16 protein-coding genes are annotated in these 15,284 nt (G+C 71.9%); 8 read left to right on the top strand and 8 right to left on the bottom strand.

The genetic code is table 11. The features are described 5' to 3' along the window. The first annotated feature begins 99 nt into the window (after nt 1–99). From N1031_RS06190 to N1031_RS06165, 6 genes are all read left to right on the top strand, one after another. Nucleotides 100–2,199, top strand: a complete 2,100-nt coding sequence (locus N1031_RS06190) for a sensor histidine kinase (protein WP_259478734.1) — start codon at nt 100–102, stop codon at nt 2,197–2,199. Continuing rightward, entirely contained in the window at nt 2,196–2,858 is a 663-nt protein-coding gene (locus N1031_RS06185) for a response regulator transcription factor (RefSeq protein WP_259478733.1), read from the top strand. The genes N1031_RS06190 and N1031_RS06185 overlap by 4 nt, the downstream gene beginning before the upstream one ends. 135 nt (nt 2,859–2,993) lie before the next feature. Next, the gene (locus N1031_RS06180) at nt 2,994–3,737 is read left to right on the top strand and encodes a hypothetical protein (protein WP_259478732.1); all 744 of its coding nucleotides are present in this window, start codon (nt 2,994–2,996) and stop codon (nt 3,735–3,737) included. Between the two features lie 96 nt (nt 3,738–3,833). Then, complete coding sequence (locus tag N1031_RS06175; RefSeq protein WP_259478731.1) at nt 3,834–4,274, top strand: hypothetical protein; 441 nt, start codon at nt 3,834–3,836, stop codon at nt 4,272–4,274. Between the two features lies 1 nt (nt 4,275). Then, nucleotides 4,276–4,500 (top strand): helix-turn-helix transcriptional regulator, encoded by a 225-nt coding sequence (locus N1031_RS06170; protein ID WP_259478730.1) that lies wholly within the window; start codon nt 4,276–4,278, stop codon nt 4,498–4,500. Beyond that, nucleotides 4,497–5,462 carry an NAD(P)-dependent alcohol dehydrogenase gene (locus N1031_RS06165; RefSeq protein WP_259478729.1) on the top strand — a complete coding sequence of 322 codons (966 nt, stop codon included), beginning with the start codon at nt 4,497–4,499 and terminating at the stop codon, nt 5,460–5,462. Before N1031_RS06170 ends, N1031_RS06165 begins: the two co-directional genes overlap by 4 nt. Nucleotides 5,463–5,492: 30 nt before the next feature. On the opposite strand, the gene N1031_RS06160 is transcribed toward N1031_RS06165, so the two are convergent. The 5 genes from N1031_RS06160 to N1031_RS06140 form a co-directional block, all read right to left on the bottom strand. After that, nucleotides 5,493–6,029 carry a YdeI/OmpD-associated family protein gene (locus tag N1031_RS06160; protein ID WP_259478728.1) on the bottom strand — a complete coding sequence of 179 codons (537 nt, stop codon included), beginning with the start codon at nt 6,027–6,029 and terminating at the stop codon, nt 5,493–5,495. Between the two features lie 23 nt (nt 6,030–6,052). Further along, nucleotides 6,053–7,000 carry a PDR/VanB family oxidoreductase gene (locus N1031_RS06155; RefSeq protein WP_259478727.1) on the bottom strand — a complete coding sequence of 316 codons (948 nt, stop codon included), beginning with the start codon at nt 6,998–7,000 and terminating at the stop codon, nt 6,053–6,055. Then, on the bottom strand, nt 6,997–8,067 hold the full coding sequence (locus N1031_RS06150) for an aromatic ring-hydroxylating dioxygenase subunit alpha (RefSeq protein WP_259478726.1): 1,071 nt from the start codon (nt 8,065–8,067) through the stop codon (nt 6,997–6,999). The genes N1031_RS06155 and N1031_RS06150 overlap by 4 nt, the downstream gene beginning before the upstream one ends. Before the next feature lie 65 nt (nt 8,068–8,132). Then, entirely contained in the window at nt 8,133–8,858 is a 726-nt protein-coding gene (locus tag N1031_RS06145) for a Rieske 2Fe-2S domain-containing protein (protein ID WP_259478725.1), read from the bottom strand. After that, nucleotides 8,855–9,802, bottom strand: coding sequence for an aromatic ring-hydroxylating oxygenase subunit alpha (locus tag N1031_RS06140; RefSeq protein ID WP_259478724.1), 948 nt, complete (start codon nt 9,800–9,802; stop codon nt 8,855–8,857). Before N1031_RS06140 ends, N1031_RS06145 begins: the two co-directional genes overlap by 4 nt. 121 nt (nt 9,803–9,923) lie before the next feature. Between N1031_RS06140 and N1031_RS06135 the strand changes: the two genes are divergently transcribed. Next, nucleotides 9,924–10,451 carry a MarR family winged helix-turn-helix transcriptional regulator gene (locus N1031_RS06135; RefSeq protein WP_259478723.1) on the top strand — a complete coding sequence of 176 codons (528 nt, stop codon included), beginning with the start codon at nt 9,924–9,926 and terminating at the stop codon, nt 10,449–10,451. Nucleotides 10,452–10,472: 21 nt separating this feature from the next. Continuing rightward, nucleotides 10,473–11,456 (top strand): adenosine deaminase, encoded by a 984-nt coding sequence (gene add / locus N1031_RS06130; protein WP_259478722.1) that lies wholly within the window; start codon nt 10,473–10,475, stop codon nt 11,454–11,456. 39 nt (nt 11,457–11,495) lie between these two features. Here the strand turns inward: add and N1031_RS06125 are convergent, their stop codons facing one another. From N1031_RS06125 to N1031_RS06115, 3 genes are read right to left on the bottom strand one after another with little or no spacing between them, the layout of a single operon-like run. Continuing rightward, nucleotides 11,496–12,416 (bottom strand): ABC transporter permease, encoded by a 921-nt coding sequence (locus N1031_RS06125; protein ID WP_259478931.1) that lies wholly within the window; start codon nt 12,414–12,416, stop codon nt 11,496–11,498. Continuing rightward, complete coding sequence (locus N1031_RS06120; protein WP_259478721.1) at nt 12,416–13,687, bottom strand: ABC transporter permease; 1,272 nt, start codon at nt 13,685–13,687, stop codon at nt 12,416–12,418. The genes N1031_RS06125 and N1031_RS06120 overlap by 1 nt, the downstream gene beginning before the upstream one ends. Next, the gene (locus N1031_RS06115) at nt 13,684–15,240 is read right to left on the bottom strand and encodes an ABC transporter ATP-binding protein (protein WP_259478720.1); all 1,557 of its coding nucleotides are present in this window, start codon (nt 15,238–15,240) and stop codon (nt 13,684–13,686) included. Before N1031_RS06115 ends, N1031_RS06120 begins: the two co-directional genes overlap by 4 nt. Nucleotides 15,241–15,284 lie beyond the last annotated feature (44 nt).

Here is a 15,284-nt window from a genome sequence, read left to right as displayed (position 1 = left end):
GACGCAAGCCTGGGGCGCTCGCTGTCGGGGGCGTCGCGCCCGGGGATGCGGGACCGGAGTCCCGTGTGGGCGGGACCGTCGGGCTGCCAGGATGGGGGCATGGACCGCACGGGGGATCGGGCGACCGTGCTGTGGCGGCTGGTTGCCGCAGCGGCGGTCGTGGTCGTCGTGGCGTGCGCCGTGGTGGCCGTGGTCCTGGACCTGGGGGCGCCGATCGTGGAGGAGTTCGGCTCGGCCTCCAGCGGTACCGTTCCAGGGCTCGTGCTCACGATTCCGGGTGCTCTGCTCATGTGGCGACTCGGCCCGCACCCGATCGCCGTGGTGCTGGTGGTGTTCGGCATGCTCTGGGGCCTCGACGGGCCGGCCGTGGGGTTGGTGAACCATGCCCTGGCCACGGAGTCCGTCGGTGGGGTCGCCGACGTGCTCGCCTCCTGGGGGTTCTGGTACTACGTGAGGCTCGGTGCGGTGCTCGTGCTCCCCATCCCGCTCATCCTGCTGCTGTTCCCCGACGGCACGCTCGCCACCGGAGTCTGGCGCGCGGTGAGCATCGTGAGCCTCGCGCTCGCGGCCGTCATGCCGCTCACCTTCCTGCTCGCCCCGGCGGAGGTGCTCGCCGACGGCGATCCCGCCCGGTCGGAGCTGCTGGTGCGGTTCGACCCCGGGGTGCCGGCACTGCCGTTGCCCGACGCCCTCTGGCAGGTGCTGCTCGCCCTCGCCTTCCCCACCACGGTGCTCGCCTGTGTGGGGGCGCTGGCCGTGACCATCAGCCGTCGCCGCGGCGCCACGGCGGAGCGGCGGGCCCAGCTGCGCTGGCTCACCTGGGCAGGACTGGTGTTCGTGGCGCTCACCCTCGCCACGCAGGTGCTCCCCACCGCCGTCGCCGACGTGGCCTTCGCCCTGAGCATCGCGGCCGTCAGCGTGTCGATCGTGATCGCCGTCACCCGCCACGGCCTCTACGCCATCGACGGGCTGCTGAGCTGGACCCTCGTCTACGCCATTCTGCTGGCCGGCGTGGTCGTGGTCGACCTGGCCCTGTACTTGCTCGTCGGCAGTCTGTTCGACGACCGCGTGACCATGCTGCTGGCCCTGCTGCTCGTGATCGTCGTCTACACCCCACTGCGCAACCGCCTCGCCCGGCTCGTCTCGCGTTGGGTCAACGGAACCCGCAGCGACCCGTACGAAGTGGTGTCGGAGCTCGCCGGACGGCTGGAGCAGGCGGGAGACACCCAGGCGCAGCTCGACGAACTCGCCCGGGCGGTGGCCAGGGCCTTCGCCTCGAGCTCTGTCCGAGTGGAGCTCGATCGCTCCTCCGGCCCGCCGCTCTCGGCCTCGACCGGCGCACCCACCGACCAGACCCTGGAGCTGCCGCTGCGCTACGAGGGGCACGAGATCGGCCGCATCCTGCTGCAACCGGGGCGCCGAGCCTCGATCTCGCACCGCGACCGGCGCCTGCTCGGCGACATCGTGCGGCTCGCCGCCGCAGGCCTCCGCAATGCCGAGCTCGGGCGCGAGCTGCAGGCGATCCGCGAAGGGCTGGTCACCACGAGGGAAGAGGAGCGGGCCCGGCTCCGGCGTGAGCTGCACGACGGCATCGGACCGCTGCTCGGCGGCATCAGGCTGCGGCTCGAGACGGCACGCAACCTCGCCCAGCGAGACCCGGCGCGGTCGCTGGCCGTGCTGGACACCGCCATCGACGAGTCCCGGGAGGTGGTGGACGAGATCCGTGGCCTGGTGCACGCCCTGCGCCCACCCGCTCTCGACGACCTCGGGTTGGCCCGCGCCGTCGAACAGCAGGCCGCCCGGCTCGCGGGGCCGCAGCTGAGCATCGCGGTGACCGTCGACGAGCTGCCGCCGCTGGGAGCCGCGGTGGAGGTCGCCGCCTTCCGGATCGTCTCCGAGGCGCTCACGAACGTCCTGAAGCACTCAGGGGCGGGGCGGGCCGAGGTGCGCCTGCGGCCGGCGGGCGAGCGCGCGCTCGTGGTGGAGGTGGCCGACGACGGAGCGGGCATCCCCGCCGATCGGACGGCCGGGGTTGGGCTGCTCTCGATGACGGAGCGGGCAGCCGAGCTCGGCGGCACCGTGGAGTTCCTCCCCGCCGAGCCCGGCACTCTGGTGCGGGCCACCCTTCCTGTGGGGGGAGCGCCGGCGCGACCCCGCGCATCCGACACCGCCGTCACCGTCGAAAGGGGAAACCCGTGAGCCGCACCGAGTCGATCGAGGTCGTCGTGGTCGACGACCACCCCGTCTACCGCGACGGGCTGGCCATGCTGCTCGGCTCGCTCGAGGGGATCGAGGTCGTCGCCACCGCCGGCGACGGGCGGGCCGCCATCGAGGTGATCGACGCCGGCCAGCCCGACGTGGTGGTGATGGACGTGCAGATGCCCGAGCTCGACGGCATCGCCGCGACCCGCGAGATCGTGGCCCGTCACCCGCACGTGGGGGTGCTCGTGCTCACCATGTCGAACGACGACGAGACGGTGTTCGCCGCGATGCGCGCCGGCGCCCGCGGCTACCTGTTGAAGGGCGCGTCGCAGGAGGAGATCAGGCAGGGGATCGAGATCGTCGCCGACGGCGGACTGCTGTTCGGCGCCGCGATCGCCCGCCGGGTGGCGGAGTTCTTCGTGTCGGGTCCGCCGTCGCGGCTGCCCGCCGAGGTGTTTCCGCAGCTGACGCCGCGTGAGCGCGAGATCCTCGACCTGCTCGCGGCGGGGAGATCGAACGCGCAGATCGCGTCGGCGCTGTTCCTCGCCCCGAAGACGGTGCGCAACAACACCTCGAACATCTTCGCGAAACTGCAGGTCGCCGACCGCGCCGAGGCGATCGTGCGGGCTCGGGACTCGGGGTTCGGGCGGCTCTGAGGCGCCTGCCGTGCATCCCGGCCGACCCGGGACCGAAGACGGGACCGGATGCGGGATGCCGCCCCCTGGGGGCCCGGGGCAGCCGCTCGAGAGGGTGAGGTCATCGCTTGACCGACCTCGAAAGGAACCCCTCCCATGTCTGACATCTTCGCTCCCGCCGTCTCCGGATCCCCGGAGTCGACCACCGCCGGGACCGCGGTCGCCGGCGCCGCCTCCGGCCCTGGCCGCGACCGCACCGGCCGCGACCTCGACGCGGTGAACCGCGTCGTGCCGACCGGCCTCCGCCGCGTCGCGGGCATCGCCCTCACGGCTTTCCCGCTGCTGTTCGCGGGCGGCATGCTCTTCTCGCCTCCGCAGACCGCCGAGGGCGACGCCGGCTACATCGCCTCGCTCGCCGCCGACCCGGCCACGAGCATCCTCTCGGCCAACCTGCTGCACTACTCGTGGGTAGCGCTCGCGCTCGGTGTGATGGGACTCATCACCCTCGTCGGCCGCCGGGGCCGGGTGTGGGTGTCGCTGCTCGCGACGATCGTGGGATTCGGCGCGGTGCAGATGTCGGGCCTGCTGCTCTCGGACTGGTTCCTCGTCGCTGCGGGGAACGTGCTGACGCCCGAACAGGCACTCGCCCTCGACGGCGCGGCGAAGGAGGGGAGCGTGGCGGTGTGGCTCATCACCGCGCAGCTGTTCACGCTCGTCGGGATCCCGCTGCTCACGCTCGGGCTCGCGCGGGCGCGGGTCGTGAGCTGGTGGATCGCGCCGCTGCCGTTCCTCGCGTTCGTGGTGCCGATGTTCAACCTCGGGCCGATCGCGGCGATCGCGTTCGTGCCGCTGATGGCTCCGGTGATCGTGGCCGGACTGAAGCTGGTGCGGGCGCGCTGAGTGCGGAAAGACCACACCGTGTCAAAGACTCTTGACACGGTGTGGTCTTTTCTTTACGTTGGGCATGTCAAAGATTCCTGACATATGGAGGGTGGCATGTCCTACGAAGAGCGGGGTACCTGGGTGTACCTGGTGGTCTCGGCCGGGGTCTACGCGGCCTATGTCGCCGTGGTGCTCGCCGGTGGCGTGCATCCGCTCGCCGAGAGCGACTATCAGGTGCCGCTGCTGGTGTCGATCGGCGCCGCGATGGTGGCGGCGATCGTGCTGCGCATCGTGATGGAGATCGCCGCGGGTGTGGTGCGCGGAGGGCAGGCCGGCACCGATCCGCTGCGGGCGGATGCGCGTGACCGTGAGATCGACCGGCTGGGCACCCTGCGCACCTGGTGGGTCGTGGCCGCCGGGGCGCTGGCGGCGCTGGTGATGGCGCTGGCCGAGTGGCCGCCGTTCTGGATCGCCAACGTGATCTATCTCGGCTTCGTGCTGCAGGCGGTCTCGAGCTCGATCGTCAAGCTCGCCGCCTACCGCCGGGGGCTGTGACATGGTGAAACCGACCCGCGTCACCAACCACATCCGGGCCCTGCGCTTCGAGCACGGGGAGATGACGCAGGCGCAGCTCGCCGACGCCCTCGGGGTGACCCGTCAGACGGTCATCGCGATCGAGCAGGGGCGGTACTCGCCCTCGCTCGAGATGGCGTTCCAGATCGCCGCGGTGTTCGGGGTGACGCTCGACGCGGTGTTCCAGTACCCGGGAGCGGGGTCGTGAGGGCTGCGGTGTACCGGCGCTTCGGCGGGCCCGAGGTGGTGACGGCGGAAGGGCTCCCGCGACCGGAGCCGTCGAAGGGGGAGGTGCTGGTGCGTGTGCTCGCCTCGACGGTCGGGGCGTCCGACGTGGCGGCGAGGTCGGGCACGCCGTGGTTCGCGCGACTCGCCTTCGGTCCGGCGAGGCCGCGTATCCGGGTGCTCGGCAGCGACTTCTGCGGCCGGGTGGTGGCGCTCGGGCCGGGCGCACGGCGGTTCTCGGTGGGAGAGCTGGTGTTCGGGGCGACGAACGCCGCGATGGGCGGACATGCCGAGTACGTGGTGGTCGGGGAGGGCGGCGCCGTCGAGCGGGTGCCTGAGGGCATCGATCCTGTGCGGGCGGCGGCACTCGTCGACGCGACCGCGATGTCGTTCCTGGAGGAGACGGCGGGTCTGCGCGCCGGGCAGCGGCTGCTGGTGAACGGGGCCTCGGGAGCGGTGGGCAGTGCGGCGGTGCAGCTCGCGAAGGTGACCGGCGCCGTGGTGACGGGAACGAGCAGTGCGGCGAACGTGGGGTTCGTGAAGTCGCTCGGGGCCGACGTGGCGGTGCCGTACAGCGACCAGGCCGCTGTGGCCGGGGCGGGGCCGTTCGACGTGGTGTTCGATGTGGCGGGAAAGCTCGGCTACCGGAGGGCCCGGCGACTGCTCGAGGAGGACGGGCTGTACATGACGACCGTGCCGTCGTTCGCGATCCTGGTGCAGGCGGCGTGGACCCGGATCGTGGGGCGTCGGCGCGCTGTGATCGCGTTCACGGGGCTGCGGCCCGAGGCGCGCGTGGCCGCCGATCTGAGGACGACGGCCGAACTCGCACGGCGAGGGGTGCTCGATGCTCCGGTGGAGGCGAGCTACCCACTCGACCGGGTGGCCGAGGCGCACCGGCACGCCGAGGGAGGCAAGCGCGGGCACGTGGTGCTCACGCTCGGGTGAGGCGGAGGAGGAGTTGGAGGGCGCCCGGTGTCAGCGGGCCAGCTTGCCGCTCTTGGCCAGCTCGGGGTCGGTGCACGACGACAGGTCGAAGCAGCACGGTCGCCGCGAGCCGCGGTCGAGCTTGTCGATGCCCACCTCGACCCGCCTGGCGCGGGTGCCGGGGCTGCGGGTCGACGCGATCCAGCGCACCCACTCCCAGCGGGCCATCGGCGTGATGTCGGCCCAGGTGGCGGCGGATGCGGGGGCGCCGTCGAGTGCGGTCTGCAGGTCTGCCGGCACCTCGGGTTCCGGCCACGTGCCCGCCGGGGCGAACTCGAGCGTCACCGACTCGGGCGCGCCGGCCGGATCGCCCTGCAGACCGGCCGACAGCCGCTCCACGTCGATCCAGTGCCCGCGCAGCCCGTCGGGCTCGACGACCGCTACCTCGAACGGCCGTCCGTCGAGCGTGCCCTCCACCGCGACCTGTCCGCGCGACGGCAGCGCCGCGCTGGCCTCGGCCGGCAGGAACGCGATGCGGCGCTCGCCGCGGGTCACGACGGGGGCCTCGAAGCGGATGGTGGCGGTCACAGTCCGAGCGTAGGGCGTCGTGCTCACGCGTCGAGCGTGAGCCGCGGGCAGGCCGCCCGCGAGACGCAGATCATCATGGTGCCGGTCTCCTCCCCGTTCAGCACGGAGTCGCGGTGGTCGGGCACCCCGTCGAGCACGCGCGTCTCGCACGTGCCGCAGATGCCCTCGAGGCACGAGCCGAACACGTCGGCACCCGCGGCTTCGGCCACGTCGAGGATGGTCTGCCCCGGCTCGACGACGATGGTGATGCCCGACTGGGCGAGATGCACCTCGAAGGGCTGGTCGTCGGCCGAGAACACCTCGACGCCGTCGCCGGCCGCGAACCGTTCGAGGTGCAGTTCGCGCCCGGCGTTGCGGCACAGGGTCTCGGCGGCGTCGATCATGCGGCCGGGACCGCAGCAGTAGAGGGCGGCCCCGGATGATGCGGCGACGACGGCCGCGAGGTCGAGCGAGCCGCCCTCGTCGCGCGCGTAGACCGCCACCCGAGACGGATGCTCCGCCACCAGCCGGTCTACGAAGGCCATCGACGCCCGCGACCGGCCCGCGTAGTGCAGCTCCCACGGCAGTCCCAGCCGTTCGACCTCCTCGATCATGGGGCGCAGCGGCGTGATGCCGATCCCACCCGCGACGAACACGTAGGACGGCTCCTCGGTGAGCACGAAGTGGTTGCGCACGCCGCGCAGCCGCACCGTCGACCCCAGCGAGAGGTCGTGCACGGCCCGCGACCCGCCGCGCCCGCCCGGTTCGTCGAGCACGGTGATCGTGTAGCCCGAGCCATCGGCCGGGTCGCCGCTCAGGGAGTATTGCCGCACCAGTCCGCCCGGCAGTTCGAGGTCGACGTGCGCCCCGGGCGCCCACTCCGGCAGCCGGGACCCGGCCGGCGGAGTGAGCACCACCGACACGATGCCGTCGGCCTCCTCGATGCGCTCGGCCACGGTCGCCCGCAGGTCGAGCTCGGTGAGCACGCTCATCGCAGGCCCGCCGCCTGCACCTCGGCCCTGGTCGCCTGCAGGAACGGGGTGGCCCAGGCCCGGTCGGGCGGCACCATCGAGCTCTCGCTCGCCAGCTCGGCCAGGATCTTACGGAACTCCACGGTCATGCGGTCGGTGCGCGTGTGCATCTCGGTCTGGATCTCGAGCGGGAACTCGGGCCTGATGCACTGCAGCAGCTCCTTGTCCTCATCCTGGATCTGCCGGTCGAGCGCCACGATGCCCGCCTGCTTCTCGGCGTCGGGGTCGTCGTTGCGGGCGATGAACTGGCAGAACAGCGTGTGCGTGTCGTCGATCGGCGTGGCGACCTTCATGAGCACGTGCTTCATGCCGGTCTCGTACTCCATCACGTCTTTGAACACGAAGGGCTGCACCAGTTCGGAGTTGGTGACACGCTCGGTGAACTCCGACTGGATGCCCGTGCTGGCTCGCAGGGCCGCGCTCACTTTGGCGCGGTAGCTCACCCTCGACTTCAGGTGGTGCCCGTCGCGGGTGACGATCATGTCGTTCACGCGCGGGGCGGAGGAGTCGCCGATGCTGTTCTTGTGCGTCCAGGCCACGTGCGAGATGTCGAGGGCGTTGTCGATCACCCGCGGGGCCGAGGCGTCCCATTCCTCGAGGATCTCGTAGATGAGCGTGAACGAGGGGTCTTCGGCCTCGGGCAGCTCGGGGATGTTCGCCCGCGGCATGCCGGGGCACACCCACACGAAGCCGTAGCGCTCCTCCACCAGCACCGAGAGCGAGCGGGCGCGCGGCGGGATGGGCTTGTCTGGGTCGTTCTGCGGGATGCGCGTACAGGCTCCCGTGGGGTCGAACGACCAGCCGTGGTACGGGCACACGATGTCGCCGTTCTCGATCCAGCCCTGCGAGAGGCGCGAGCCGCGGTGCGGGCATTCGTCGAGGGCGGCGCCGACGAGGCCCTTGCGGCCACGCCACACCACGTAGTCGTCGCCGAGCAGGCGCACACGGACGGGTTTCTTGTCGACGTCGCGGGAGTACGCGACGATGTACCAGTACTCCTTGAGGGCCGGGATCTGGCTGACGAGCATGGTGCTGTCCTTTCTGAAGCGGTGCGGGCGTCGGTGGCGGTGGGCGGTGGCGGTACGGGATGCGCTCAGTGTGCGAGCGCGGCGGAGAGCCCGTCGAGACGGGCGAGCCAGGCGGGGAGCTGGGACTCGAGGGTGGTGCTGTCGACCAGCGGGAACACCGAGGTCGCCGCGTCGTCGATCGGCCTGACGAAGTAGCGGAGAGCCGAGCCGGCGACGCCGAGCTCGACACCGGCGACGCCGGTGAAGCCCTCGACTCCGGTGACCGCCTCGGCGGCGCCGTCGCCGGAGAGGCGCGAGACCACCTCGGCGAGGGGGAGGGGCACGCGTTGCGGCCGGAGGAAGACGAAGCCGTCCTCGATCGCCGGAGCCGGTGCCGCGAGCTCGTCGGCCGTGCCCCACACGATCCCTCCGGCGAGCGTGGTGCGGAGGGCCGCGACGCTGCCCATGCCGCGTGGCACGCGACCTTCGCCGAGGGCAGGGATGGCCGCGCACTGCCCGGCGCGGTCGTACGACCAACCGTGGTAGCCGCACTCGAGCACCTGGCCGGTGGGCAGATCGGCCACGGTGCCCGCGGACAGCGGAACCCGCCGGTGCGGGCACAGGTCGCGGATGGCCGCCACCTCGCCGTCGAGGAGCACGACGGCCCAGGGGCTGCCCGCGATGGAGACCGAGATCGCCGTGCGCCCGCTGTCGCGGACGGCGTCGAGCGACACCAGAGGCCACCAGCCGGAGGGGGTGACCGGGCCGGGCTGCACGGTGGCCGTGCCCGTCGAGGGGAGTACGCGGGTCATGCCAGCACCTCCGCGGCAGGAACGGAGGCGCCGGCGCTCGCCGCATCCGTGCTCTGGGCCACCGTGCAGGCATCGAGGAAGTCGGAGAGCGTACGCCGCATCTCCACCGCGGCCCGGTCTGCCCTGGTGTGCAGCTCCGAGCGCACACTCAGGCACAGCCGCGGGTCGGCCATCCGCTCCACGATCACGAGGTCTTCGTCGAGAACCTGCCGTGAGAACCGCACCTGGTCGTCGAGCCCGGGGTCGGTGCGCGGGATGAGCACGAGCACGTAGGCACGAGTGAGGTCGGAGGACTCGGGCTGGCACACCAGGGTGGCGGCGGCCTCGTCACCGTCGACCGGGAAGTACATCTGCAGGTGGGTGATGTAGACGGGCCAGTAGGTGTAGGTGGCGATGCGACGCTGCCCGAACTCCCCGTTGTTCTGGCGGCGGCCCTCCTGCAGCACGGTGTCATGTTGCAACTGCACGAAGTCGCCCTTCGCGATGATGCTGTACCCCTCGTCGGTGACCGCCTTGGCGCGCCCGAACGACTGGCGGTGCAGGTAGGAGAAGTGCGTGACGTCGAGGAAGTTGTCGATGAGCACTCCCGCTCCGACGGTGGTGGTGCGGGTGAGCACCGCCGAGTGGTAGGCGGGATCGAACCATTCGGGGATGCGCGGCAGCTCGGCGACCGGAGGCTCGAGGGCGACCCACACCAGTCCGTAGATCTCCTGCACGCCCCAGGCCTCGCCCTCGACCACCCGCACGGGGGAGTGCGGCTCGTCTTCGCGGCCGTGGCCGGCCCGGGCGACGACCCCGTCGCGCACGAGGGTGAGCGGCGTGCCGAGCAGCCGGGCCGGGAACGGCTCGGCGCCCACGTCGACCGAGCGCCCGACCGGGTGCCAGGCGCGGCGGAGCCGGGTGTCGTCGTTGTCGAGCAGCACCGGTTCGAAGCGGTCGGCCATCGGCGTCCCTCCATTTACTGAAGACCTTTAGTAATTAGATACTACGCACCTTTAGTAAATGATCTAGGCTGATCGTGTTACCACCGTGTTTAATCTCGAGCCGACTGGGGGAGTGCTGCCGATGCCGGTACGTGAAGACGAGATCGAGGAGGTCGACGGCCTCTCCGACACCGCGTTGCGCGAGGCGATCCGCACGCACTCGGCGGGCAACAGCCTCGGCTTCATGCTCTGGCACGCCTCGCTGCGCTGGCAGCGCACGATGGACGCCGTGCTCTCCACCCTGGGCCTCACGCACGCCCAGTTCCACATGCTCGCCACGGTGTGGTGGCTGAGCCGCGAGGGGGCGGTGCCGAACCAGCGCCACGTGGCCGAGCACGCCGGCATGGGCGAGGTGATGGCCTCGCAGGTGCTGCGCTCGCTGCAGAAGAACGAGCTCATCGTGCGCAGTACCCACCCCGACGACGCCCGGGCGATGGCGCTCTCGGTGACCGCACGGGGCAAGGAGCTCGCCGAGCGCGCGGTCGCGGCCGTCGACGAGGTGGAGCGGGAGTTCTTCGACCAGGTCGACGGCACCGACGACCTTCTCGAGAAGCTGCGCCTGCTCGCCGGCCGCACCGCTGCCGGCGACGCCCAGGAACGCCGTTCGTAACGACCCCGTCGAGGAGACACCATGACCGCCGTGCGCGATCTCGCCCGCCTGCCCAAGGCGCACCTGCACCTGCACTTCGAGGAGGGCATCCGCCAGTCGACCCTCGACGAGTTCGCCACCGAGCTCGGCCGGCCGACCCCGCGCATGACCGGGTTCGAGACCTTCATCGAGTTCGACCACCTCGCCCAGGCTGCGGTCGACGTGATGCGCACCCCCGAGCACCTGCGCCGCATGGTGCTCGAGCTCGCCGAAGACGCCGCGGCGCACGGATGCGTCTGGATCGAGCCGGCGGTGTGGCTGCCGTTGCATCGCCGGTACATCGGGCCCGACGAGCTGACGCTGGAGATCCTCGTCGACGCCTCGCGCGAGGCGGCCGCCCAGACCGGGGTCGGCATCGGCTGGCTGCTCGCGACCAACCGCAACGACTCGCCCGCCGACGCCGTCGAGCAGGCCCGGATCGCGGCGCGCTGGGTGGACCGCGGAGTGGTGGCGTTCGGCCTCCACAACGACGAGAGCCGCTTTCCGCCCGAGCCCTTCGCCCCGGCGTTCGACGTGGCACGCGAGGCCGGTCTGCTGCTCACGCCGCACGCGGGGGAGCTCGCCGGGCCGGAGAGCGTGCGGGCGAGCATCGAGGTGCTCGGCGCCCATCGCGTGCAGCACGGCATCCGCGCCGTCGAAGACCCGCGCCTGCTCGAGCTCATCGTGGAGCGCGAGGTGTGCCTCGACGTGTGCCCCACCTCGAACATCGTGCTGAAGTCGGTCGAGTCCTACGACGTGCATCCCTTCGGCGCTCTGCTCGACGCCGGGGTGCCGTGCAGTCTCAACGCCGACGACCCGGTCATGTTCGGCTGCGACGTGCTGAGCGAGTACGAGCTCGCCCGTGAGGTGCTCGGCTTCGGCGACGAGCGGATGGCGACCATCGCTCGCACCTCGCTCCGTGCATCCGGAGCCCCCGCCGACGTGGTGCGGAAGGGGCTCGACGACGTCGACCGCTGGTCGGCGTGACGGCGACGGCGTGACCGTGGCCCGCCGGGGCCACGCGGCTCACGCGCGGGCGAAGGGCTTGCCCACCGCGGCGGGCGCCGAGGTGCGGCCCACGAAGGTGGCGAGCGCCACGAGCGCCAGGATGTAGGGCAGCGCGAGCAGCAGGTCGTGCGGGATCTGCGGGGCGACGATCTGCGAGCGCAGTGCGAACGCGTCGGCGAGACCGAACGCGAGACACACGGCGACCGCGGGCCACACCCGCCACTTGCCGAACACCAGGGCGGCGAGCGCGAGGTATCCGCGCCCCTGCGTCATGCCGGCCTGGAATGCGTCGAGCGCCACGATCGAGAGGTAGGCGCCGCCCAGCGCGGCGAAGACGCCCGAGACGGTCACCGCGAGGAAGCGGGTGCGCACCACCGCGATGCCCGCCGCATCGGCCGACTCGGCCGACTCGCCACAGGCCCGGATGCGCAGCCCGGCGTCGGTGCGGAAGAGCACCCACCACACGGCGAACGCCAGGGCGATCGCTCCGTAGTCGACCAGGGTGAGACCGCTGAACAGCGGGCCGACGACGGGGAGCCCGGAGAGCCCCGGCACCTCGAGGGACGGGATCTTGGGCACGCTCGGCGTGGTGCCGTCGATGCCCCAGATGATCGGCACGAGCGCCGCCGTGAGACCCGCGCCGATGAGGTTGATGGCCGTCGAGGCCACCACCTGGTTGCCGCGGAGCGTGACGGTGAGCACGGCCAGGATGCCGCCCGAGACGACTCCCGAGATCATGGCGCCGACCAGTCCCACCCACGGGTCGCCGGTGAGGAACGTGATCGCCACCGCCGAGAGCGCGCCGCCGAGCATCATGCCCTCCAGGCCGATGTTCATGACGCCGCTGCGCTCGCTGATGAGGCCGCCGAGCATCGGCAGGATGATCGGCACCGCGAGGTGGATGGCGGAGAGGACCAGGGAGATGCTGAAGATGTCCATCACGCGGGGTCTTTCGGGTCGGTTCCGGATGCGCGGCGCGCTGAGGTGGGACGGGCCGGGGCGCGGCGGGCGGAGGCGCGCTCGCGCAGATGACGCAGCAGCCTCAGCACGGCGGGCTGTGCGGCCACGAAGGCCACCACGAGGCCCGAGACCACGCTCACCATCTCGCGGCTGATGCCGGCCACGGCCTGCAGCTGCACGGCGCCCGCGTCGAGCGAGCCGAAGAACAGGGCGGCCGCGGCGATGCCGATCGGCGAGAGCGCGCCGAGCAGGGCGACGGCGATCGCCTCGAAGCCGTAGCCGGGCGAGAAGGCGTCGTAGTAGCGGCCGAACACGCCGAGCACCTGCACGGCGCCCGCGATCCCGGCGATGCCGCCCGAGAGGAGCATCGAGGTGACGACGGTGCGGCGGAGGGAGACCCCTGCCGTCGATGCCGCGGCCGGGTTCGCCCCCACGAGCCGAAGGCGGAACCCCTCGGGGGTGCGGTAGAGCAGCCAGGCGACGGCGATCACGAGCAGGATCGCGATGACGAGACCCGCGTGGAGCCTGGTTCCGGGGGCCACCACGGCGAGCCGCGCCTCGAGTGGGATCTTCTCGGTGGCCGAGGGCTGCGTCTCCGACACGAACGGTCCCGAGGGCGACACGAGGAAGCGGGACACGTTGAACGCGATGTAGTTCATCATGATGGTCGTCACCACCTCGTGCACCCCGCGGAAGGCCTTGAGGAGGGCGGGGATGAGCGCCCACAGCGCCCCGCCGGCCACTCCGGCGGCGAGGCAGGCGAGCAGGAGGAGGGGGCCGGGCAGATCGACCGTGGCGCCCACGATCCCCGCCGCGAGGCCGCCCATCACGAGCTGCCCCTCCACGCCGATGTTGAACAGGCCCGTGTGGAACGCGACCGCGACGGCCAGGCCCGAGATGAGCAGGGGGATGGCCTGCACGAAGGTCTCGCCGATGGCCAGGCCGCTGCCCCAGCTGCCGCCGAGGAGTGCCTCGATGGCGGTCGCCGCATCCGAGCCCGAGAGGTACACGATCGGCAGGGCGGCCAGCAGCGCCAGCGACACCGTGATGAGGAAGGCGCCGGCCTTCGCGCCGACGCCGGCGCCCGCGGGCGCGACCGACGAGACGAAGCGCGACACGAATCCGCGGGCGCCCGGCTCGGGCCGGGCCGCGAGGGCGGCGAGGATGTCGGCGTCGATGCGCGACGCCCGTCGCTGCCGCGGAGGCGTGGTGCTCGCGGCGACGGGCCGTTGGGGTGTGCTCGTGCTCATGCCGCGGCGGTCCTCTCCTCGGCACCCGACATCCAGGCGCCGATGCGGTCGACGTCGGCGGCCCCGGTGCTCGTCTCGCCCACGATCCGGCCGCCGCGCACCACCACGATCCGGTCGGCGATGGTGAACACCTCGGTGAGGTCGAGGCTCACCAGCAGCACGGCCGAGCCGCGGTCGCGGAGGCCCACCAGGGCCTCGTGCACCGCCGTGGTCGACGCGATGTCGAGACCCCGGGTGGGCTGGGCCGCGATCATGAGGCGGGGAGCCCGCGCGAGCTCGCGGCCCACCACGAGCTTCTGCTGGTTGCCGCCCGAGAGGCTTCCGATGGGGGCGGCCGGGGAGGAGGCACGCACCCGCCGGCGCTCGATGAGGATCTCGGTGAAACGCACCCGTGCGCGCTTGCCCAGCCAGAACCTCGTCGGGGCGAACGGCGCGCCGTCGATGAAGCCGAAGCTGGCGTTGTCGGTGAGCGAGAGGTCGTCGGCGATGGCGCGCTCGTGGCGGTCTTCGGGGATGTGCGCGATGCCCGAGTCGAGGCGACGGCGGGTGGAGAGGCCCTGGAGCGGCCGGCCGTCGAGTTCGATGCTGCCCGTCCTGGTGGGGGAGGCGCCGATCAGCAGGTCGATCAGTTCGGACTGGCCATTGCCCTCCACGCCCACCACCGCGACGATCTCGCCGCCCGCGACATCGAGGTCGACGGGACCGAAGCGGCCCCCGTCGCCGAGGCCACGCACCTCGAGCACGGTGTCGAGCGCTCGCGCCGAGCGGCTGGGGGTCTCCGGTCGCTCACGCCCGATCATGAGGCGCACCAAGTCGGCCTCCAGACCGGCGCGGGCGCGCGCATCCGTTCTGGCCTCGTCGTCGATCTCGCGATCGCCCACGACCGTGCCGTCGCGCAGCACGGTGACGCGATCGCACAACCGCACGATCTCGGGCAGCTTGTGGCTGATGAGGATGATCGTGGTGCCCTCCGAGCGCAGCCGTTCGAGCACCAGGTAGAGCTCCTCCGCCTCGGGCGGCGAGAGCGCTGCGGTCGGTTCGTCGAGCACCAGGGTGGTGGCGCCGCCCCACAGGGCCTTGAGGATCTCGACCTTCTGTCGCGCCCCCACCGAGAGGGTGCCGCACCGCGCATCCGGATCGAGCCCAAAGCCGAACCGCTCCGAGAGACCGACGGCGCGCTCCCGGGCCGTCTTCACATCGAGCGGGCGCAGCCAGCGCGAGAACCAGCCGGTCGCCCCGCGGCCCATCACGAGGTTCTCGACGACCGTGAAAGTCGGGATGAGGCTGAAGTGCTGCTGCACCATGCCGATGCCGGCCGCAAGAGCGTCGGCCGAGGAGCGGAACGACACCGGGGCACCGCCCACCTCGATCGCGCCCGAGTCGGCGTGGATCATGCCGAACAGGATCTTCATCAGGGTGGACTTGCCCGCACCGTTCTCACCCAGGAGTCCGTGGATCGACCCGGGCGCCACGCTCAGCGTGATGTCTCTGTTCGCCGCGACCGGTCCGAAGTGCTTCGAGACGCCGGTGAGGCGGACGGCGGGTGATGTCATCGGGACTCCTGGGTGAGGGGTGGGTGCGGGTGCGGGGCACCCCG

Source organism: Herbiconiux moechotypicola, assembly GCF_024979255.1.
In the GTDB taxonomy this organism is placed as follows: Bacteria; Actinomycetota; Actinomycetes; order Actinomycetales; family Microbacteriaceae; genus Herbiconiux; species Herbiconiux moechotypicola.
The sequence above is the reverse complement of the archived record's forward strand: the minus strand, read 5'-3'. Positions and strand labels throughout refer to the sequence as shown.